This window comes from Methylibium rhizosphaerae (assembly GCF_006386545.1).
GTDB lineage: Bacteria > Pseudomonadota > Gammaproteobacteria > Burkholderiales > Burkholderiaceae_C > Pseudorivibacter > Pseudorivibacter rhizosphaerae.
Window position 1 is genome coordinate 60741 of sequence record NZ_SWAR01000025.1, and the last position, 21437, is coordinate 82177.

Consider the following 21437-nt stretch of genomic DNA (forward strand, 5'->3'; position numbering starts at 1 on the left):
GCCTTCATCCGCGCGCCCCCGCGGCAGCGTCCGCGCCGCAGCGCCGCAGCGCCTGCTGCACCGTCTCGGGTGTCACGTCGGTGCGGTTCAGGCCGTTGCGGCTGCTCACCTCTTCGAGGATGGGCAGGCTGCGCCGGTAGCTCGCGCAGGCCGCGGCGCGGTCGGCCCGGGCTTGTGCTGCCGCGAGGCCCCTCCGGTCGGCCCGGGCCTGCAGGGCCTGCCCGAGCAGGTAGTGGGCCACGCCCTGCTTGTAGCGGGTGTTCATGAAGCTGCGGGACCCTTCCGGCAGGCTCGCGTAGCGATCGATGGCGGCCTGCGCGCTGTCCACCGCGCCGGCGACGTCTCCATTGGCCAGCAGCGCGCGGCTCAGCGAGCCGGTGACGATGGCGAGTTCGGCGCGCAGCTGCGCGTTGCCCGGGTCCTGTGCGCTCAGGCCGGCGATGAGGTCCTGGGAGCGGCGGTAGGCGGCGGCGGCTTCGTGCAGGCGCGGCGTGCGCATCAACGCCGCGGCCAGGTTGGCATGGTGGGCCGCCAGGTTGCGAACCACCCGCGCATCGGTGGGGTGGCGGGCGGCCAGCGGCTCCTGCAGTTGCAGTGCCTGCTGGAACGACTGCACGGCCATGTCCACCGTCTTCGGCTCGGTGTCCCGGTCGAAGTAGTAGCTGCCTTGCTCGAGGTAGGTGTTGGCGAGCCCGGAGGTGGCGACCTTGTCCTCCGGTGCCTGCGCCAGCACCGCCCGGTAGATGCGCTGGGCCGTGGCCGAGGCGCTGAAGAAGGCCTGCGGCTTGTCCAGGAAGCGCACGATCTGGCCGAGCTGCGCGTACATCGTGGCGTGGGTGAGCTGCTGCTCGCGGCTCAAGGGGTTGCGCGATGCCAGGTCATCCATCAGCGCCACCGCCTGCGAGGCCCACTGTTCAGCCTGGGCGTCCTCGCCCTGGGCGCCCAGCAGGCCGCCCTTGCGCTGGTAGAGCAGGGCCAGGGTTTCCTGCGCACGCAGGCGCACCTCGGGCGGTGCCTTGCTGCCTTCGAGGGCCTGCTTCGCCAGCGCGATGCCGCGCTCATAGCTGTCGCGAGCGCCGTCGGTGTCGCCGATGTTGGGCGCATACGGCCGGCCCTGGATGTCGCCGATGTTGCGCAGCCCTTGCGCGATTTCCACCTGCAGCGCCGGGTCGTCCCGGTGCTCGGCATCGAGCTGCTGCAGGTAGGTGAGGCCCGTGCGCACCATCAGCTGCAAGGCGGCTGTGGTGCCGGGGAGGTCGCGCACGCTGTCGTGCACGTCGGCGATGAAGACGTTGGCCAGCTTGCGGACGCTGGCGAAGTGGTGCTCGGCCCGCTCGCGCTGCCGGTTGGCCTCGTAGGCCTGGTAGGCCGCGAAGCTCACCCCCGCGACGAGCGCCAGGTTGGCCAGCAGTGCCGCCCCCATGGCGGCCCGGTGCCGCAGCACGAAGCGCCCGGCGCGGTAGCTCCAGGCGCCGCGGCGGGCCTGCACCGGCAGGCCTTCGAGATGCCGGAACACGTCGTCGGCCAGGGCCTCGGCGCTCGGGTAGCGATGCTGGGGTTCGTTGCGCAAGGCCATCAGCAGCACGGCATCCAGGTCGCCCTTCAGACGCCTGCGCAGGGCCCGTGCGCCGGGCTGCACCGACTTCACCGCCTCGCTCGGGCGGGTGGGTTCCGTCTCGACGATGGAGCGCGCGAGCGCATAGGCGTCTGCCGCCGTGCCGGCGTGCGGGCTGGCGCCGACCAGCAGGCGATACAGCACCACGCCGAGCGAATAGATGTCGGATGCGGGCGTGACCGGTGCGCCGCGCAGCTGTTCGGGGCTTGCATATTCGGGCGTGAGCGCCCGGTAGACGGTGGCGGTGCGCTCGGCGGCCTGGCCCGACGGCTCGAGCTGCTTGGCGATGCCGAAGTCCACCAGCTTCACGACACCGTCGGCGGTGACCAGGATGTTCGACGGCTTCAGGTCGCGGTGCACCACCCCCTGGCGGTGGGCATAGTGCACCACCTGGCAGACGGTGCGAAACAGCTGCAGGCGCTCATCGACGGACAGCTGCAGCCGCTCGCAGTAGGCCACGATGGACTCCCCGTGCACCAGCTCCATCACGAAGTAGGGCAGGCCGGCTTCGGTGACGCCGCCGTCCAGCAGCCTGGCGAGGTTGGGGTGGTCCAGGCTGGCGAGGATCTGTCGCTCGGCGCGGAACCGCGCCAGCAGCACCTGCGGCGCCATGTCGGGCCGCATCAGCTTGAGCGCAGCCTCCTGCTCGTACTGGCCGTCGGCTCGCTCGGCTCGGTACACCTCGCCCATGCCACCGGCGGCAATGAGCGACACCACGCGCCACGGCCCGAAGCGCCGTCCCACGGCGCGGCGGCCGGCCAGTGCATCCAGGGCTTCGAGCGCCCGCGCGGCCGGCATGGCGTCGAGGCTGGCGTCTTCGCAGGCCGAGGCGGCCAGCAGCGACAGCAGTTCGCGCCCGAGCTCCGCGTCGTCTCCGCACAGGCGCAAGGCCGCAGCATTGCGCTCGTGCGGCGGCAGCTCCAGGCAGTCCGCCAGCAGGCGCTTCACCTGCTGCCAGCGTTGTGGGTCCATGCGTTCGCCTTCCCTGGTTCTTCTGCTGGAAGCGGAAAAGCTCTGATGCATGGCTCAGCTGTTGCAAGCGGAAACGTTACGCCCGTGTGTCAGGGCCGTTGCGCCGGCCGTGAGGGCCGGGCCGGGTCATTCGCCGGCAGGCGGTACGTGGCCGAGTTCGCGCAACAGCCAGGCGCGCGCCGTGGCCCACTCGCGCTTCACGGTGGCAGGCGAGATCTGCAGGGTCTCGGCGGTTTCCTCGACGCTCAGGCCGCCGAAGAAGCGAAGCTCCACCACCCGGCTCTGCTGGGCATCGAGGGTTTCGAGGCGCTTCAAGGCATGGTCGAGCGCAATGAAGTCGAGCAGCTCGTCGGCGTCGGTCTGCAGCGCGGCAGGCGGCGTGGCAGGGGCTGCCGTGTCGCTGGCTTCCTGCAGCGCATCGAGGCTTTGCACCGGCGCGCCGCTGCCGCGCTTCTTGGCCAGGCGTGCCCGGGCATGGTCCACCAGGATGTGGCGCATGAGGGTGGAAGCCCAGCCGAAGAAGTGCGCCCGGGATTCCCAGCGCACCGGCCCCTGCTGGGCCAGGCGGATGAAGGCCTCGTGCACGAGGCCCGTGCCTTCGAGCGTGTGGCCGGTGCGTTCCTGGCGCAGGTGCCTGTGCGCGAGCCGGCGCAGCTCGTCGTAGACCATCGGCAACAGCCGGTTGAGCGCGGCCTCGTCGCCCTGCGACCAGCTGTGCAGCAGCTGCGTCACGGCACCGGGGGCACGGGCCCCCGCTGCCGGCGCAAACGATGCGTTGTCCACGGAGCACATCAGCGAACGAACCTCCCTCGAACAGCCAATGCAGCCCTTGCTGCCGCCTTCGCGCCTGTCGCACCGGCGCGTGGGAGGGGCGATGTTAGTCCGCCGATCGTGAATGGCAAGCGACAAATCGTGAACGTGCGGGACCGGTTTTCGGGCATGTCAGCGGCGGGTCGACTTCACTTCTTGCGCGTGCGGCCGGCAGACGGCTCCGAACTGCCCTGGAGCCCTTCGGACATGCCGATGAGCACGCCGCTCACCAGGGCCGCATAACTGTCCATCAGCGCCTGCGCGGCACGCGCGCCCATCAGGCGGCTGTCGCGCAGGGCGGTCTGTGCCTGCGTCATCAGTTGCTCCACAGCGTCGGACGCCTGGGCTCCGGAGACGGTGCCCTTGAGCTGCATCGACTCGAGCACCTGGCTCCACGGCGCCTGCAGCTGCTCGCCGGCGGCCTGTGCCGCCTTGCTCACGGTGGACACGAACACGTCCTCGAGCTTCTCGAGGTCCTTCAAGGCGCCGCGCAGCCGCTCTTCCTGCAGGCCCACGCCCTGGTCGACGAACTGCTGCAGCGCGCGGCGGTTGGCCTCGACCGCCTGCAGCAGCGCACCGTCCATGCCGGCGATGGCCTTGGACAGCAGCGCCTCGGGATCCACCGACGGGCTGACGTTCTGCAGCACCCCGGTCGACGCGGCCTGGGTCACCGTCTTGAGCACCTTGCGGATGTTCTCGAGCGTCAGCTCGCGCCCCTGCAGCGCCTTCAGGGTGGCCTCACCCACCGCCTTGCGCAGCGCCTCGCCCTGCTTGGCGCTGGCCTGCGAAAACATGTCGATCAGCGCAGCCTGATCGATACCCGCCTTGATCATGTGAGTCTCCTCGTCGTGGTTGTCGGTTCGTGGGGTGAGACGCTCGAACCCGGCGCATCTTAGTTTTCCGTCAAGCCCGGCGCCACCACCCAATGGAGCGGCCCTGGTGCCAGGGGTGGTGGCGTTGTGGCGGCCGCGGGAAAGGCCTAAGCTGGACCCGCACCTTCCTCCCCACCAGGCTGGAGAACACCATGAGCGAGCACGTCTACAAGCTGCTGGAACTCACCGGCTCGTCGACCAAGAGCATCGAAGATGCGGTGGAGCGAGCCATTGCAAAGGCCCACCAGACGGTGCGCAACATCAACTGGTTCGAGGTGACCGAGACGCGCGGCCACGTGGTGGACGGCAAGGTGGCGCACTGGCAGGTGTCGCTCAAGATCGGCTTCACCCTCGAGTAGCCGCGCGAGGCTCGTCCGAACCGGGCGGATGCCGGGCCATGCTGCTGTACCGCTACTTCTTCTTCAGCTGGCTGTTCCGCGACGTGAATCGCGGCAACATGTTCGAGCGCGCCGCCGCCTGGCGCCACAACCAGGAGCAGGCCCGATGGCTGCCGACGTACATGCGCCGCTGGTTCTGGAGCGGCGCAGTGCTTTATGGGGTGGGCTGGTTCGTGGAACTGGTGCTCGGCGCGCCGGTGCTGTCGGCGTTCTTCTATGTGCCGGGCGCGTTGAGCGTGCCGATGAACGCGGTGATCGTGGTCATCTGGCTCGGCCTGCGCATGCTGCCGGCGCCTTTCTAGACGGCGCCGCGGGTGCTGCTCAGTAGCGCACCAGGCCCTGGTTCGCGGGAACCTCGGGCGGCTTGGCGAAGGTCGTCCACAGGGCGGCAGCGGCCTCCGGTTCCATGAGGCGCCAGCGCCGCTCACGCCAGAGCTCCAGGGTGAGCTGTGTCACGTCAACGCCGGCATCGCGAGGCCAGAGCTCGTCGAGCTTCGCTGCGCAGCGGTCGATCCATTCCGTGGCGTCCATGCTGTCCATCATCGGCCGCCCCTGGGCATTGCAAAAGCCACTGCGACACACCGGACGCAAAAACCGCGCGATTCCCGGCAAGAGTTCTCGGCAGCCAGCGTTCTTTGCGCGACACGTTGCGCCTTCACCTGCATGTAACAACCGGAGTGGGCGCCCGGGTCTGGACTAGAGTCGCCATCTGCATGCCTCGCATCAAGGGGCAGCACGGGATGCAGCGGGGGGAGTGAGGGCATATGCCTGGAGCAGGGATATCGCATCAACGGCATGCAGCCGAAGGCGTGCCGGATTTCTTGCAGGGGGAGGGCACTGCGAAGGCGTTGATGCGCGGCGCCGACTGGCATGCCTCGCCGCTGGGCCCGCTGGCCCATTGGCCGCAAAGCCTCAAGACCACGCTCGGCATCCTGCTGCATTCCAAGCATCCGATGCTGCTGCTGTGGGGGCCGCAGCTGCTGCGCTTCTACAACGACGCCTTCCTGCCGAGCCTGGGACACGAGCGCGAACCGCCGCCCATGGGCCAGCCGGCCGCCGAATCGTGGCGCGAGATCTGGCCGCTGGTGTGGCCCCAGATCGACGAAGTCATGCGGCACGGCAAGTCCTCCTGGAGCGAAGACCGCCTCGTGCCGATCTCGCGCAACGGCCGGGTCGAAGACGTCTACTGGAGCTACGGGCCGTCGCCTGTGTTCGACGAAGCCGGCGCGATCGCCGGGACGCTGATCGTCTGCACCGAAACGACCGAACGCGTGCTGGCCGACCGCCGCCAGCGGGCCCTGCATCTGGTCGTCGAGGCCACGGTGGGCTGTGCCGACGCGCTCGAGGTGATCCGGCAGGCGGGCCGCGTGCTCGAAGAGGCGAAGGCCGACATCCCCTTCTCGGTGATCTACGCCGGCCAGGCCGGCGACGCACCTGCGCTGAAGGTTCACGCCAGCGGGCTGGACGAAGCCTGCGGCCAGCAGGTCGACGCAGCGGTGTGGCGGGCCTTGAGAACGCCAGCTGAGGTGCGCGAGGGCAAGAGCGCCCGTCCGCTCGCAGCGCGGGGGGTCGACGTCGACCTTCCCGAGGAATCCGGGCTCCCGTCGAGGTCGATGTATGTGGTGAGCGCCACCGGCGGCACAGACCGCAAAGGCGATGCGATCGCGTTCGGGCTCAGCCCGAAGCTCCCCTTCGACAACGCCTACCGCAGCTTCCTGGAGCAATTCGCCACCAACCTTGGCCTGGCGCTGGTGCGGGTGCAGGCAGCGCGGCTGCGCGCCAGCGCGCACAACGAGCGCGACAAGCTCTTGCTCCAGGCTCCGGTGGCCGCCGCGGTGCTGGCGGGTCCGGCGCACGTGTTCCAGCTGGCCAACAAGCCGTTCTGCGACGTGCTGGGCCGCCATGACGTGGCAGGGCGCCCGTACCTCGAGGCCTTTCCGGAGCAGGCCGGCTCCGCGCTGGTGCTGGCGATGGACACCGTCTACGCCAGCGGCAGGCGCCACATCACCGGAGAAACGCCGGTGCGGCTGGCGCGCCGCGATGGCGCGGCGCCGGAAGACTGCTACTTCCGGTTCCACCTGGAGCCGGTACGCAACTCGCTCGGCCGCGTGTTCGGCATGATGGTGATCGCGGTCGACATCACCGAGCAGGTGAGGGCGCGGCAGGTGCTCGAGCACACCGACCGCGAGCGCGCCCGGATGCTGGCCGAGCTCGAGTCGGCGTCGCGCGCCAAGGACGAGTTCCTCGCCATGCTCGGCCACGAACTGCGCAACCCGCTGTCACCCATCGTCATGGCGCTGCAGCTGATGCGGCTGCGCGGCGACACCGGCACCAACCGCGAGCAGGCGATCATCCAGCGGCAGGTGGACCACCTGATCCGCCTGGTGGACGACCTGCTCGACGTGTCGAAGATCACCCGCGGCAAGGTCGAGCTGCGCTGCGAAGACCTGGAGATCGCCGACGTGCTGGCCAAGGCCGTCGAGATGGCCAGCGTGCTGCTCGAGCAGCGCAACCACCAGCTGTCCATCGACGTGAGCAGACAGGGGATGCCATGGCGCGGCGATGGCGTCCGGCTGGCGCAGGTGGTGGCCAACCTCCTCACCAATGCGGCGCGCTACACGCCGATCGGCGGACACATCGCCTTGAGCGCCTGGCGCGACGCGAGCGACGTCTTCATCAGCGTCACCGACAACGGCATCGGCATCCCCGCCGACCTGCTGCCTCGCATCTTCGACCTCTTCGTGCAGGGGCATCGCGATGCCGACCGCGCGGAAGGCGGCCTCGGCATCGGCCTCGCGCTGGTGAAGAACCTGGTGACGCTGCATGGCGGCACAGTGGATGCGCGCAGCGAAGGACCGGGCCGCGGCAGCACGTTCACCATCCGACTTCCCGGCACGACCGCGCAGGACCTCGGCCATGCGACGCCTGCCGATGCCCCGGGCAACCCGCTGGCGGCGCAGGTCCGGGCGAAGCGTGTGCTGGTGGTCGACGACAACCGCGATGCGGGTGACTCACTGGCCGACGTGCTGCGGGCGTTGGGCCACAGCGTCTGCGTGGCCACCGATCCGCTGGACGGCCTGGCGCTGGCCGGCGAGTTCGAACCGCAGGTCGCGGTGCTCGACATCGGGCTGCCCGGCATGGACGGCTATGAACTCGCCGGGCGCATCCGAGCGAGGCTGGGCGCGGCGGGCTGCCGGCTCATCGCATTGACCGGGTACGGGCAGGACCATGATCGCCAGCGCAGCCTGGATGCGGGCTTCGACGCCCACCTGGTGAAGCCGGCCGACATGGTGCAGCTGGGCCGGCTGCTCGACGGCCTCGCGGCGTCTTGAGTCGAGGTAGGTAGGTGTCAACGGGTCACACCCCGCTGGGTGCGACCCGTTGACGGTGCCGATGCCGCGATGGACGTCCGGAACCAACCCGGTCGTGCCTGGAGGCACTGCGCCCAACCACACCGCACGTCCGCATCGGCACGAAACTGTGCAGTGCGCACACTCTATGTTTGGCTGCCTTGGCGATAAACGGGCCGATCGCCAATCCAGCGTTGCCGATTCAGCAATGAACCCCGGGGCGTGAAAGCGTGACTTGTTTGGCGTGATGTCGCTTGCCGGCAGCTCGGCACTCGGCCGGCTGGCGCCGCTCGAATAGCATCGGCCCGGAGCGCGCCAACACCACGTCGTCGACGACCACGATGCCGAACAGACAACGAGCCGAAACCTTGCGCACCGCCGTGCGCCAGTTGGGCGCGGGACTGGTGGGCAAGGACCTTTCGATCCAGACGTTCCGGGCGGGCCTGTGCGAGGCGCTGCAACGCGGCTTCAGCTGCTCGCAGGCGAGCCTCTGGCGCTTCACCGGCGAGCCGGGCAACCTGGTGCTGCGTTGCGTGGGCATGCATTCCGAGGCGCGCGGCTCGGAGGAGGGAAGGGCCGAGCTGCGCGAGCACGAATTCGACGTGTACTTCAGCGAGCTGCTCAAGCGGGGCGTCTATGCCAGTTCGGACGTGCTGAGCGACCCCAACCTGCGCGGGCTGGTGGAGCCGTACTTCGTCCCGCACGGCGTGCGGTCGCTGCTCGATGTGGCATTCCAGGCGAACGGCAAGGCCTTCGGCGTCCTGTGCATCGAGCAGGTCAACGAATGCCGCCGGTGGACGCCTGCGGAACACGCGCTGGCGCGGCAGGTTGCTGCGCTCATCAGCCTGTCGATCGCGCGGCTGCCGCCCGACTTCGAGTTTCACCAGCGGTAGCCGCTCCGAGCTTCGCCGGAAGGCGTTGCACGCAAACGTAAGGGGGCATTGCCACTTACAGATGCGGGGTCCCCCGGCGCCTAAAGTGCTTCGCAGAGTGGCTGTCACCCAGGGAGACCACCATCATGCGAACCTTCGCACGCCCCCGATGCGCGGCTTTCGCAGCCGCCATCTGCTGCATGGTGTGGGCAGCAGCCCCTGTCGTTCTTGCAGATCCTCCGCCCGAGTGGACGGTGCAAAGGCTGCCGACCGTCGGTGAGCAGCCGGGCTGGACGGGCTTGGGCTTCAACAACCGTGGCCAGGTGGCGGGGTGGGTCTTTGACGAGGTGCGCAACACCTTGCCCGTGTGGTTCGACGGCACGACGACCCGCTTGCTCCCCAGCCCGCCGGGTGCGCAGGGCGGCAGGGCGGTCGACCTCAATGACGCGGGGCAGATCCTCGCCGGCCATCGTTTCGCCGGCGGGACCGGGCTCACCATCTATCAGGGCGGCGAGGCTCGCGCCCTGGACGCACCACCCGGCTGGAACGTGTCCGCGCTGGCGATGAACCGGCAGGGGGCGGCGATCGCCAACGGCTACAGCCTCGACGGTCGACGGCAGGCCATGGTGTATGAGGGCGGCAGGGCGCGCCTGCTCGGCACCGATTCGGAGGCCGTGGCCATCAACGACCGCGGGCAGGTGCTCTATGCCGACGGAACCGGTGCCAGCTACCTCGACACCCGCGGCGCGACGACCCGGCTGGGCGGTGCCCGGCAAGGCGTGCGCGGGGAGTCGCTCAACGACCATGGCCTGGTGGGCGGCATCTACGACGCCGGTGCGATCGGCATGCCCGCGCAGGGACAGGCGGTCCTGCTCGACGGTGCCGAGATGACCGAGCTGGGCGGCTCCCGGTGGGGCCATGTCCGTTTCGTCAACAACCGAGGTCAGGCCGCAGCGGACATGTACGTGTCGTTCGGCTCGCACGCGTATCTGTACGACAACGGCAGCTTCACCAACCTGACGCCCGGCCTCGGTGAGCGCGACTCCAGCTGGATCGTCGACCTGAACAACCGCGGCCAGGTCCTGTACCTGGTCGAACTCTTCGACGACCCGCAGAGCCGGCGCATCCAACTCTGGGACAACGGCGTCGTGACGGACATCACCGGGCTGATCAACCGACAACTGGGCGACGGGGCCGCTGATCCCTACTTCACCTCGTTCAACCAGCGGCTCAACGACGCCGGACAGATCCTGCTCAACACGCTGTATGGCGGAGCGGGGGCTCCGCTGCTGCTGACGCCCGTACCGGAGCCTGCCGCCTGGGCCTTGCTGTTCGCCGGCTTGTGTCTGCTGGCCTGGCGATGGCTGCGGCCGCGCAAGCCGGGCGTGCTGCTGCTGGCGCTGGTGGCCGGCGGCGGGGCGGCCGCCGACGAGTGGCGGGTCGAATGGCTGCCCCCCTTTGGCGAGGGCAGACTGGTGCTCAACGCGTTGAACGATCGAGGGCAGCTCATCGGCCTGCACCCCAGCGGCGCCTACGGCGGCAGTTCTCGCGCGTTCCTGTACGGCAGCGGCATGTTGACCGACCTCAGCCCGATACTCGGCATGGGCAGCGATGCGACGGCCATCAACAACCACGGACAGATCGCGGGCAGGATCGGTGACGACGTGTTCCTGTACAGCGGCGGCACGCTGACCCGGTACGACGTGCCCGGCGTCCGTGCGGGCACTCGCCACCTCAACGAACGCGGGCAGATCCTGGCGTCGAGCATCGAGCCGAACACGCATTCGTTCCTGATCGCCGATGGACAGATCACTCCGGTCGGTCCGGTCACCGGCATGCTGGGGGCCGCTGGTTACGCACTGAACGACCGCGGCGACGTGGCCGGAGAGCTTGCCCAGGCCGGCGACCCCACGCGCCAGGCCTTTTTCCAGCGCGACGGTCAGATGACGCTGCTGATGCCGCAGTCGCCCACCAGCCATGTCGCCGACATGGACCGGCACGGCCGCGTCCTTTTCTCCTACGAGCGTCCTGATGGCCGGCACCAGGGCGCCATCTGGCACCAGGGGGTTGTCAGCGACCTGTCTCCGCCGGGCTGGCCTTCAGCCTGGCTCAACCAGATGAACGATGCGGGCGAGATGCTGGGCTCTGCCACCACGCCGGACGGCCGCTGGACGCACTTTCTCATGAGCCACGGATCGGTCATCGACCTCAACGCACTGGCAGGCGGTGATGTGCATGCCACCCATCTGACCGAGCAGGGCATCGTCGCGGGCACCTTCGTCCCGGACGGGACGACCGATCGGCATGTGTTCGTCTATGTCGACGGCCAGGTGATCGACCTGACGCGCTGGATGCTGGCTTCGTTCGACGACGTGGCGAGCGTCGAGACGCTGGGCTTGCACATGGCCCTCAACGACGTCGGGCAGCTCGCGGGTACCGCCGTGATGGAGGACGGCAGCATGCGCATGTTCATCGTGTCGTCCATCCCGGAGCCGCCGGCCGTGCTGATGCTGGCGAGCGGCACGCTGGTGGTGTGGGCGCTGCGGCGGCGAAGGAGCTCGAGACAGGATGCTAGCGGCGGCTGAGCATCGCCTCCATCTGCGCGATCTCCTGCGTCTGCGACTTGATGATCTCGGCGCACAGCGCCTTGATTTCTGGATCGGTGATCTGCGCCTCGCGACACATCAGGATGGCGCCCGAATGGTGCGGGATCATCGCCCTCAGGAATTCCTCGTCGTCGACGCCGGCCTGGGTGCGCATGGCCACGAAGCTGGCCGCAAAGACGGCGAGCGCCGCTGCGATCAGTGCCAGGTTGGCACGCCTGCTGGGGAACATCGAGCGCATCGACACCAGCATGACGATGGCCATGGGCGCCACCATCATGAGCGTCATGTAGAGGTTGTTGATGTTGAGGCGGAAATGCCGGGCCGTCGCGATCATCGTGTACATGACCAGGTACATGACCACGAAGTCGATCAGGAGCTCGACGGCCAGCCTGGGGTAGTTGCCGCGGGACGAATGGGGGCTGTGGGCTTGCATGGCGTGTGGGTTGCTGGAGGTGCTGAGTGGCTTCAGCAACGGCCGTTCCTGTCGCGGCCTGGCCTCTGGAAACGCTACAATGTGCATTATGTCAAATAACGTGAGCGCATCCGGTGGGCCGCGTTCGCTGCTGTCGCCTTCAGAAGGAACGTCAGCGCAACTTCGACGCAGGCGGCTGCTGCAGCACCAGCCGTGAGGCACCCGGCCCGATCATGCTGCTCAGCGGCTGGGTTTCGGGCAGCACATACACCACCGCACGCTGCCCGCCGAGGACGGGCATCACCACCGCTTCATAGAACGACGCGGGCACCACCACGCAGCCCAGGGATGCCCGGTTGTCGTCCGGCGTGGGCGTGGACAGGCGCTGCGTGCGGTGTTCCAGGCTGGCGCCCGGCCGCAAGCGGTGGATGGCGAAGCCCGAGTCGTAGTCGACCCACACCACGTGCTCTCCGGTGAGGTTGCTGCCAGGTTCGGAGAAAAAGCGCCCGGCGGGTGTGGTGCGCTCGTGCGGCAACACCTGCGAAGGCTGCTTGTCGCCCACCCCCGGCACCGTATGGTCGCCCACGGCCTCACCCACCAGGGCGGGTGTGGCGCCCAGCACGCTGCCGTGAGGAGTCAGCACGACCAGCTGCGCGGCCTTCTTGTCCACGACGGCGAATGGCAGCCCGCCGTTGTCGCCTGATTCCATGACCCAGTGCGTCACCTGACGCACGTCCGCAGAAACGCTCGCTTCGACGCCTGGCTGCGGCGGTACCGCCACGGTCGAGGCCGCCTGCGCGGCACAACAAGCGCCGAGTCCCGCAGCGGCCCATGCAAGCAGCCGCCCCACCCTCGCCAGCCCCATCGAACACCCCTCCTCGTCGAGCCCGCGATCTTGCAGGACGCGGGGAAGGAGGTGCGCACGAAATTCGCGACAAATCACCGGCGAGCGGCGCCGCTCGCTCGTCAGGCTCCCACGTAGTCGGCGAGGTGCCGGCCGGTCAGTGTCGAACGGGCCGCCACCAGCTGTGCGGGCGTGCCTTCGAACACGACCTTGCCGCCTTCATGCCCGGCCCCCGGGCCCAGGTCGATGATCCAGTCGGCATGTGCCATGACCGCCTGGTGGTGTTCGATGACGACGACCGACTTGCCGGCATCGACCAGCCGGTCGAGCAGGCCGAGCAACTGCTCCACGTCGGCCAGGTGCAGCCCCGTGGTGGGCTCGTCGAGCACGTAGATGCCGCCCTTCTCTCCCATGTGCGTCGCCAGCTTGAGCCGCTGGCGCTCGCCGCCCGACAGCGTGGTGAGCGGCTGGCCGAGGCTCAGATAGCCCAGGCCCACGTCGGCCAGGCGCTGCAGGATCGCGTGAGCCGCAGGCACCTTGGCCGGGCCGGCACCGAAGAACTCGGTGGCTTCGGTGACCGGCATCGCCAGCACCTCGCTGATGTCGCGGCCGCCCAGGCGGTGCTCCAGCACCGATGCCTGGAAGCGCTTGCCTTCGCACTCGTCGCAGACGGTGGTGACGCTGGCCATCGGGCCCAGGTCAGTGAAGATCACGCCGGCGCCGTTGCAGCTCGGGCAGGCGCCTTCGGAATTGGCGCTGAACAGCGCGGGCTTCACGCCGTTGGCCTTGGCGAATGCGTTGCGGATCGGGTCGAGCAGCCCGGTGTAGGTGGCCGGGTTGCTGCGCCGTGAGCCGCGGATGGGCGCCTGGTCGACCGCCACCACGCCCGCCGATGCCGGCAGGCAGCCATGAATGAGCGAACTCTTGCCAGAGCCGGCCACCCCGGTCACGACGACGAGCACGCCGAGCGGGATGTCGACGCTGACGTCGCGCAGGTTGTGCAGCTTCGCTCCACGGATCTGCAGCTGGCCGGCCGGCTTGCGCAGCTTCTTCTTGAGCGAGGCGCGATCGTCGAAGTGGCGGCCGGTGAGCGTGCCGCTGGCCCGCAAGGCCTCCACGCTGCCTTCGAAGCACACGGCGCCGCCGGCCGCGCCGGCGCCGGGCCCGAGGTCGATCACATGGTCGGCAATCGCGATGGCCTCGGGCTTGTGCTCGACGACCAGCACCGTGTTGCCCTTGTCGCGCAGCCGCAGGAGCAGCTCGTTCATGCGCTGGATGTCGTGCGGGTGCAGCCCGATCGTGGGCTCGTCGAACACGTAGGTCACGTCGGTGAGCGACGAACCGAGGTGGCGGATCATCTTCGTGCGCTGCGCTTCGCCGCCCGACAGCGTGCCGGTCGGCCGGTCGAGGCTCAGGTAGCCGAGGCCGATCTCCACGAAGGAATCGAGGGTCGCCCCGAGTGCCTCCAGCAACGGCGCCACCGAGGGTTCGTCGAGCCCGCGCACCCATTTCGCCAGGTCGCTGATCTGCATCGCGCACGCATCGGCGATGTTGACCTTGCCGATGCGCGAGGAGCGGGCCGCCTCGCTGAGCCGGGTGCCGCCGCAGTCCGGGCAGGTGGTGAAGGTCACGGCGCGCTCCACGAAGGCGCGCACGTGCGGCTGCAAGGTGTCAACGTCCTTCGAGAGGAACGACTTCTGGATCGACGGAATCAGCCCGGCGTAGGTGAGGTTGACGCCATCGACCTTGATCCTGGTCGGCTCCTTGTGCAGCAGGTCGTGCAGCTCGCGCCTGGTGTACTTGCGGATCGGCTTGTCCGGGTCGAAGAAGCCGCAGCCGCGGTAGATGCGGCCGTACCAGCCCTCCATGCTGTAGCCGGGGATCGACAGCGCGCCCTCGTTGAGCGACTTGCTGTCGTCATAGAGCTGCGCGAGGTCGATGTCGTTGATGGAGCCCATGCCCTCGCAGCGCGGGCACATGCCGCCGGCGCGGGTGAAGGTCTGCTTCACCGCCTGGCTCTCGCCGCGCTCGACGGTGATCACGCCGGTGGCCTTGACCGACGGCACGTTGAAGGCAAAGGCGCTGGGCGGGCCGATGTGCGGCTGGCCCAGCCGGCTGAACAGGATGCGCAGCATGGCGTTGGCATCGGTGGCCGTACCCACCGTCGAGCGGGCGCTGGCGCCCATGCGCTCCTGGTCGACGATGATCGCGGTCGTCAGGCCCTCCAGCACGTCGACCTCGGGCCGCGCCAGCGTGGGCATGAAGCCCTGGACGAAGCTGCTGTAGGTTTCGTTGATGAGCCGCTGCGACTCCGCGGCGATGGTGTCGAACACCAGCGAACTCTTGCCGGAACCCGAGACACCGGTGAACACGGTGAGCCGGCGCTTCGGGATCTCCAGGCTCACGTCCTTGAGGTTGTTCACCCGCGCGCCAAACACGCGGATCCGGTCGTGGGCATCGGCCGCATGCATCGCGGCCGACGGCGGCTTTCGGGTCGTCGGGTTCCTGCTCATCGGGTTCGGTTCAGCGCAGTTGCTGGATGCGCACCATGTTGCCGGCCGGGTCGCGCACGGCACAGTCGCGCACGCCGTAGGGCTGGTCGGTCGGCTCCTGCACGATCTCGGTGTCGCGGGCCTGCAGGCGCTCGAACGTACCGTCGAGGTCGCGGGTCGCCAGCACGATGCTGGCGTAGGTGCCCTTGGCCATCATCTCGGCGATGGTGTTGCGCTCTTCTTCGGTGATGCCGTGGCTCGCCTGCGGCGGGTACAGCACGATGCTGATGTCAGGCTGGCCGGCGGGCCCCACCGTGACCCAGCGCATGCCGTTGTAGCCAACGTCGTTGCGCACCTCGAAGCCGAGTGTGTCGCGATAGAACGCCAGGGAGACGTCCGGGTCGGTGTGTGGCAGGAAGGTGGCGTGAACGGTGATGTCCATGACGGGGTGATCTCCTCGAGAGAGAGAGAGGTTGTTCGTGGTGGACATCAGTCTATGGGCGGCCCCGTGACCGGCGCTTCTCGATTCCTGATCGGTCGCGTCACCTGCTTCGCCACGCAGGCCGGCATGCCCTGCGTCTGGGCTGCCGCTTCCCGGCGGTACACGCTGGGCGACACCCCCACCAGCTCGGTGAAGCGGGTACTGAAGGTGCCCAGCGACGAGCAGCCGACTTCGAAACAGACCTCGGTGACGCTCAGGTCCCCTCGCCGCAGCAGCGCCATTGCGCGTTCGATGCGCCGGGTCATCAGGTACGAGTACACCGACTCGCCGTAGGCGAGCCGGAACTGGCGGCTCAGGTGCCCGGCCGACATGTGGATGCCACGGGCGAGCGATTCGACGTCCAGCGGCTGTGCGTACTCCCGGTCGATCCGGTCGCGGACGCGTCGCAGCCTTGCAAGGTCGCGCAGGTGCTGCGCTGCAGAGGGGGTGTTCGTCACCGGCGCGATCCTGCCACGGTGCACCACGGCGCTCAAGCGTCGCAGCGGCACGGGCACGCCGACTGCCGGCCATGAGGCGAGAGGGCCGCGGATCGCCGCGGCCGCATTCGTTCAAACAAGGAGTTTCCCTATGAAAGTGCGCGAAGCGATGACGAACGACGTCTGCCTGGCCCATCCGGATCGCAGCATCCGCGAAGCGGCGCAGTTGATGACCGAGCACGACATCGGCGCCCTGCCGATCGGCGAGAACGACCGGCTGGTGGGCATGATCACCGACCGCGACATCGCCGTGCGGGCGGTGGCGGCGGGCCTGGGGCCCGACACCAAGATCCGCGAGGTGATGTCTGAACAGGTGATGTACTGCTTCGAAGACGAAGACATCTCCGACGTGGCGCAGAACATGGGCGACATCAAGGTGCGCCGCCTGCCGGTGCTCAACCGCGACAAGCGCATGGTGGGCATCGTTTCGCTGGGCGACGTGGCGGTCAAGCAAGGCGCCCGGCAGGCGGGCCGCGCAGTAGCCGGCATCTCCACGCCGGGTGGCGCGCATTCACAGTCCCACTGAGGCCAGGCACCGGGGCGGCGCGGCAAGTTCTTCAATGGGCTTGCAAGATCTACCCGCGCCGCCGCCCGCACAGGCCATCGCACGATGGGTGAACCCGCCCTCCCCGACGGCTCCACGGTCGACGCCGTGCGGGTGGCGGCGATTCCTGTTGCCGGTGACGACCACCATGCCGTGCTGATGGACCTCATCGGTGCGGCGCACTACGTGCTGCTGGGCGAAGCCACGCACGGCAGCCACGAGTTCTATCGCGAGCGCGCGCGCATCACCCAGCGGCTCATCACCGACAAGGGCTTCGATGGGGTGGCAGTCGAAGGCGACTGGCCTGATGCATGGCGGGTGAACCGTTTCGTGCGCGGGCGAGGCGACGATTTGTCAGCGGCAGGCGCCCTCGCCGATTTCCGCCGCTTTCCCCACTGGATGTGGCGCAACCACGACGTGGTGGAGTTCATCGACTGGCAGCGCGACTTCAACGCGCGCCGCCCCGAGGCGCTGCGCACCGGCTTCTATGGCCTCGACCTCTACAGCCTGCGCAGTTCCATGCAGGCCGTGCTGCGTCATCTCGGGCAGGCCGACCCGGCCGCGGCCCGGCGCGCGGTCGAGCGCTACTCGTGCTTCGATCATTTCGGCCACGACAGCCGGACCTATGGGCTCATGGCGGGCCTGGGCAGCAGCGAAAAGGGCTGCGAGGACGAGGTCGTGGCGGTGCTGGTCGACATGCGGCGGCGGGCTGCGGCGGCCACCTCGGTGGCCGGCGCCGATGCCGAAGAGGCATTCGCTGCCGAGCAGAACGCCCGCCTCGTGAAGAACGCGGAGGCCTACTACCGCTCGATGTACCTGAGCGACGTGTCGTCGTGGAACCTGCGCGACATGCACATGGCCGAGACCCTGCGCATGATCGCGGGCCACCTCGCCGCGCGCATGGGCAGGCGGCCGAGGCTGGTGGTCTGGGAGCACAACTCGCACATCGGCGACGCCCGCGCCACCGAGATGGGTCAGCGCAAAGGCGAGCTCAACGTGGGCCAGCTGGTGCGTGAACGCCATGGCGACGATGCGGTGCTGGTGGGCTTCAGCACCCATCAAGGCAGCGTCACCGCCGCCACCGACTGGGACGGCCCGGCCGAACGCAAGCAGGTACGGCCGTCACGCCCGGACAGCTACGAGGCGGTGATGCATGCCGCCGGCATCGAGCGTTTCCTGCTGCCGCTGCGCGGCACCGGGCGGCATGTGGACGCCCTGAGCCAAAGCCGGCTCGAACGTGCGATCGGCGTGCTCTACCGCCCGGACACCGAACGCTACAGCCATTACTTCGCGGCGCAGCTGCCGCGGCAGTTCGACGCCCTGCTCCACTTCGACACCACCCGCGCGGTCGAACCGCTGGAGCGCGGGCCTGCATGGCGGGAGCCCGAGGCCCCGGAAACCTACCCGTCGGGGCTCTAGCCGCTTCATCCGGCGGCACGGCCGTTGCCGCCCCAAGGGGATGGACCTCACCCACACCCCCTGGTGGAAAGGCGCCGTCGTGTACCAGGTGTATCCGCGCTCCTTCGCCGACGCCAACGGCGACGGCGTCGGCGACCTCACCGGCCTGATGCGGCAGCTCGACCACATCGCAAAGCTCGGCGCCGACGCGATCTGGCTGTCGCCCTTCTACCGGTCGCCCATGGCCGATGCCGGCTACGACATCAGCGACCACTGCGACGTGGATCCGCTGTTCGGCTCGCTCGAAGACGCGGACAACCTCATCCGCGAGGTGCATGCGCGCGACATGAAGTTGCTGATCGATTTCGTGCCCAACCACACCTCCGACCAGCACCCCTGGTTCATCGAGTCGCGCTCGGCCCGCTGCAGCCCCAAGCGCGACTGGTACATCTGGCGCGACCAGCCCAACGACTGGCGTGCGGCCCTCGGCGCCGGCAGTGCCTGGACCTGGGACGAGACCACTCAGCAGTACTACCTGCACCTGTTCCTGCCGCAGCAGCCCGACCTCAACTGGCGCAATACCGAGGTGGTGGCTGCGATGCACCGCGTGCTGCAGTTCTGGCTCGACCGCGGGGTCGACGGCTTTCGCATCGACGTGGCGCACTGCACCGGCAAGGACCCGACCTTCGCCGACCACCCGCGCTGCCTGGCCGGCGAGCCGCTGTCGGACTTCAACGACCAGCCCTACAGCCACGAGGTGCTGCGCGGCATCCGCAAGCTGGTGGAAAGCTACCCGGGCGACCGCGTGCTGGTGGGCGAGGTGAACATCCGCGCCACCTCGAGCGTGGTGCAGTACTACGGCGCCGGCGACGAACTGCACATGTCGTTCAACTTCCCGCCGCTGGACGCGCCGTGGGATCCGGTGCTGTTCCGCACCTGCGTCCGCGAGGTCGAGGCCCTGCTCAGGCCGGCCGAGGCCTGGCCGACCTGGGTGCTGTCGAACCACGACAACGAACGCCACCGCACCCGCTACGACGGCTCCATGCGTCGTGCACGCGCGTCCGCCGTGCTGCTGCTCACGCTGCGGGGCACGCCCTTCCTCTACCAGGGCGAGGAGCTCGGCCTCGAGAACGCGGAGGTCGGCCACGACCAGCGGGTGGACCCGGGCGGACGCGACGGCTGCCGGGCGCCTCTGCCGTGGGAGTACGACGCGCCGCACGGCTGGCACGGCGTGCCGCCGTGGCTGCCGTTCCCGCCGGACGCGAACGAGCTGTCGGTCGAGCGGCAGGAGCGGCAGCCCGATTCGATGCTGCAGCTGTACCGCGAGCTGCTGCGGCTGCGGCGCGCGAGCCCGGCGCTGCGCTGGGGCAGCTGGCAGGAACTCGACTCGCCGCCCGAAGTGCTGGCATGGCGCCGTGAACACGAAGGCGACGTGCGCACCGTCTGCGTCAACTTCGCCGACGAGCCGCGCGAGCTGGTGCTCGAAGGCGCCTGGCGGGTGGCACTGTCCAGCCGCCCCGACGGTGCCGGTCACCGGTTCGACGGTCGGCTCGCGCCCGAGCAGGCCCTGCTGCTCGAGCCGCTGGCGCTCTAGGGCTGCGAACCCATGGCGCCCCACTGGTACCGCAACGCCGTCGTCTACCAGATCGACCCCGCGCTCTTCCGCGATGCCGATGCCGACGGCTGGGGCGACCTGCGCGGCATCACCCAGCGCCTGGACTACCTGCGCGGCCTGGGCGTCACCTGCGTGTGGCTGATGCCCTTCTACCTGTCGCCGCACAAGGACGGCGGCTACGACGTCGCCGACCATCTGCAGATCGACCCGCGCTTCGGCGACGTCGCCGACTTCGTGGCCCTGCTCGAGAAGGCCGAGGAGCTGGGCCTGCAGGTGCTGGTGGAGCTGGTGATGCAGCACACCTCCGACCAGCACCCGTGGTTCCAGCAGGCGCGCAGCGACCGCCACTCGCCCTATCGCGACTACTACATCTGGTCCGACACGCCACAGGTGCCGGACAACGGGCTGCAGCCCGCCTTCCCGCCCATCGAGGCTGCGTTGTGGACCTGGGACGAGACGGCGCAGCAGTACTACCGCCACGTGTTCTATGCGCACGAGCCCGACCTGAACCTCGCCAACCCCCGGGTGCGCGAGGAGCTCTATCGCGTGATGCGCTACTGGCTGCGCCTGGGCGTCTCGGGCTTTCGCATCGACGCGGCGCCCTTCATGGTCGAGCAGGCCCGCCTCGCCGACCCGCGCGATGGCGGCTTCTGGCTGCTCAAGGACATGCACGACTTCATGGTGCTGCGCCGGCCGGGCGCGGTGCTCATGGGCGAGGTGAACGTGCCGCCGCAGCAGTTCGGCGACTACTTCGGCCCGGGCGGCGAGCGGCTGACGCTGCTGCTGAACTTCTGGATCAACATGCACCTGTTCCTCGCACTGGCCCGCAACAGCGCGGAGCCGCTGCTGCGGGCGCTGGCGCAACAGCCCGAAGCGCCGCAGCCGGCGCGTTATGCGATCTGGATCCGCAACCATGACGAACTCGACCTGGGCCGCCTCACCGAGGCCGAGCGTGACGAAGTCATGCAGGCGTTTGCACCGCAGCCCGAGATGCGGGCCTACAACCGCGGCATCCGCCGGCGGCTGGCGCCCATGCTCAAGGGCGACGCGAAGCGGCTGGCCCTGGTGCACGCCATCCTGTTCTCGCTGCCGGGCACGCCGATCATCCGGTACGGCGAGGAGATCGGCATGGGCGAAGACCTGTCGCTGCCCGAGCGGCTGGCGGTGCGCACGCCGATGCAGTGGTCCGACGCTCGCAACGCCGGCTTCTCCGAGTTCGCAGGTACCGCGGCGCCGGCCGCACCGGTCGCCATCAGCGGAGGCGCCTTCGGCTACGAGCGCGTCAATGTGTTCGCGCAACGCGCAGGCGACGATTCGCTGCTCACCCGCACCGGCGAAATGGCGCGCCTGCGTCAAGGCCTGCAGGAGCTGGGGCATGGCCGCTGCCGCGCGGTGGCGGTGAACCGGCCCGAGGTGCTGGCCTTGCGCCACGACACTGACACCACCACGGTACTGATGCTGGCCAACCTGGCGCAGCAGCCGGTGGAGGTGGAGGTCGGCGATGCCGACCTGCACGACCTGGTGGACCTGCTGTCGGACACGCTGTATGAGGCTCCTTCGACAGGCCGGCCGATGCGCGTGACGCTCAACGGCTCGGGCTATCGATGGATGTGCCGGCGCGAGCGCGTCTTCGGCTAAGGACGCGCTCGCGGAGCCCGT

At 69.0% G+C, this 21437-nt stretch carries 18 protein-coding genes; 9 read left to right on the plus strand and 9 right to left on the minus strand.

From position 1 onward, the window contains the following. Window positions 1-4: 4 nt before the first annotated feature. The 3 genes from E8D38_RS17900 to E8D38_RS17910 all read right to left on the minus strand — a co-directional run bounded on the left by E8D38_RS17900 (window position 5) and on the right by E8D38_RS17910 (window position 4230). A complete protein-coding gene (locus E8D38_RS17900; protein WP_181179216.1) occupies window positions 5-2587 on the minus strand; it encodes a serine/threonine-protein kinase in 2583 nt (860 codons plus the stop codon). Window positions 2588-2713: 126 nt separating this feature from the next. Further along, a complete protein-coding gene (locus E8D38_RS17905) occupies window positions 2714-3370 on the minus strand; it encodes a sigma-70 family RNA polymerase sigma factor (RefSeq protein WP_246099549.1) in 657 nt (218 codons plus the stop codon). A gap of 176 nt (window positions 3371-3546) precedes the next feature. After that, window positions 3547-4230, minus strand: a complete 684-nt coding sequence (locus E8D38_RS17910) for a DUF6781 family protein (RefSeq protein ID WP_140633987.1) — start codon at window positions 4228-4230, stop codon at window positions 3547-3549. 191 nt (window positions 4231-4421) lie between these two features. On the opposite strand from E8D38_RS17910, the gene E8D38_RS17915 reads away from it, so the two are divergent. Both E8D38_RS17915 and E8D38_RS17920 read left to right on the plus strand, forming a co-directional pair. Continuing rightward, window positions 4422-4628 carry a dodecin gene (locus E8D38_RS17915; protein ID WP_140633989.1) on the plus strand — a complete coding sequence of 69 codons (207 nt, stop codon included), beginning with the start codon at window positions 4422-4424 and terminating at the stop codon, window positions 4626-4628. 38 nt (window positions 4629-4666) lie between these two features. After that, the gene (locus tag E8D38_RS17920; RefSeq protein ID WP_140633992.1) at window positions 4667-4969 is read left to right on the plus strand and encodes a hypothetical protein; all 303 of its coding nucleotides are present in this window, start codon (window positions 4667-4669) and stop codon (window positions 4967-4969) included. A 19-nt stretch (window positions 4970-4988) separates the two neighbouring features. On the opposite strand, the gene E8D38_RS17925 is transcribed toward E8D38_RS17920, so the two are convergent. Continuing rightward, window positions 4989-5198: a hypothetical protein gene (locus E8D38_RS17925; protein WP_140633994.1), complete on the minus strand. Its 210-nt coding sequence runs from the start codon at window positions 5196-5198 to the stop codon at window positions 4989-4991. A gap of 320 nt (window positions 5199-5518) precedes the next feature. Here E8D38_RS17925 and E8D38_RS17930 point away from each other — a divergent pair, with 320 nt between their 5' ends. From E8D38_RS17930 to E8D38_RS17940, 3 genes are all read left to right on the plus strand, one after another. Continuing rightward, window positions 5519-7999 (plus strand): hybrid sensor histidine kinase/response regulator, encoded by a 2481-nt coding sequence (locus E8D38_RS17930; protein WP_181179217.1) that lies wholly within the window; start codon window positions 5519-5521, stop codon window positions 7997-7999. 386 nt (window positions 8000-8385) lie between these two features. Next, window positions 8386-8910: a GAF domain-containing protein gene (locus E8D38_RS17935; protein ID WP_181179219.1), complete on the plus strand. Its 525-nt coding sequence runs from the start codon at window positions 8386-8388 to the stop codon at window positions 8908-8910. Window positions 8911-9143: 233 nt separating this feature from the next. Then, window positions 9144-11474, plus strand: coding sequence for a PEP-CTERM sorting domain-containing protein (locus E8D38_RS17940; protein WP_140634000.1), 2331 nt, complete (start codon window positions 9144-9146; stop codon window positions 11472-11474). Here the strand turns inward: E8D38_RS17940 and E8D38_RS29025 are convergent. From E8D38_RS29025 to E8D38_RS17965, 5 genes are all read right to left on the minus strand, one after another. Next, the gene (locus E8D38_RS29025) at window positions 11461-11928 is read right to left on the minus strand and encodes a DUF305 domain-containing protein (RefSeq protein WP_140634002.1); all 468 of its coding nucleotides are present in this window, start codon (window positions 11926-11928) and stop codon (window positions 11461-11463) included. The two genes, E8D38_RS17940 and E8D38_RS29025, sit on opposite strands and share 14 nt — an antisense overlap. Before the next feature lie 151 nt (window positions 11929-12079). Then, window positions 12080-12616: a murein L,D-transpeptidase gene (locus E8D38_RS17950; protein WP_140634004.1), complete on the minus strand. Its 537-nt coding sequence runs from the start codon at window positions 12614-12616 to the stop codon at window positions 12080-12082. Between the two features lie 257 nt (window positions 12617-12873). Further along, complete coding sequence (locus E8D38_RS17955) at window positions 12874-15264, minus strand: ATP-binding cassette domain-containing protein (protein WP_140634006.1); 2391 nt, start codon at window positions 15262-15264, stop codon at window positions 12874-12876. A gap of 10 nt (window positions 15265-15274) precedes the next feature. Continuing rightward, window positions 15275-15685, minus strand: coding sequence for a VOC family protein (locus E8D38_RS17960; protein WP_140634008.1), 411 nt, complete (start codon window positions 15683-15685; stop codon window positions 15275-15277). Window positions 15686-15732: 47 nt separating this feature from the next. Further along, the gene (locus tag E8D38_RS17965) at window positions 15733-16182 is read right to left on the minus strand and encodes a helix-turn-helix transcriptional regulator (protein WP_140634010.1); all 450 of its coding nucleotides are present in this window, start codon (window positions 16180-16182) and stop codon (window positions 15733-15735) included. A 130-nt stretch (window positions 16183-16312) separates the two neighbouring features. On the opposite strand from E8D38_RS17965, the gene E8D38_RS17970 reads away from it, so the two are divergent. The 4 genes from E8D38_RS17970 to E8D38_RS17985 all read left to right on the plus strand — a co-directional run bounded on the left by E8D38_RS17970 (window position 16313) and on the right by E8D38_RS17985 (window position 21416). Then, a complete protein-coding gene (locus E8D38_RS17970) occupies window positions 16313-16747 on the plus strand; it encodes a CBS domain-containing protein (protein ID WP_140634012.1) in 435 nt (144 codons plus the stop codon). A gap of 84 nt (window positions 16748-16831) precedes the next feature. Continuing rightward, window positions 16832-18184 (plus strand): erythromycin esterase family protein, encoded by a 1353-nt coding sequence (locus tag E8D38_RS17975; RefSeq protein WP_140634014.1) that lies wholly within the window; start codon window positions 16832-16834, stop codon window positions 18182-18184. A gap of 40 nt (window positions 18185-18224) precedes the next feature. Beyond that, window positions 18225-19757, plus strand: a complete 1533-nt coding sequence (locus E8D38_RS17980) for an alpha-amylase family glycosyl hydrolase (RefSeq protein WP_140634016.1) — start codon at window positions 18225-18227, stop codon at window positions 19755-19757. A 12-nt stretch (window positions 19758-19769) separates the two neighbouring features. Beyond that, complete coding sequence (locus tag E8D38_RS17985) at window positions 19770-21416, plus strand: alpha-amylase family protein (protein ID WP_140634018.1); 1647 nt, start codon at window positions 19770-19772, stop codon at window positions 21414-21416. Window positions 21417-21437: the final 21 nt, after the last annotated feature.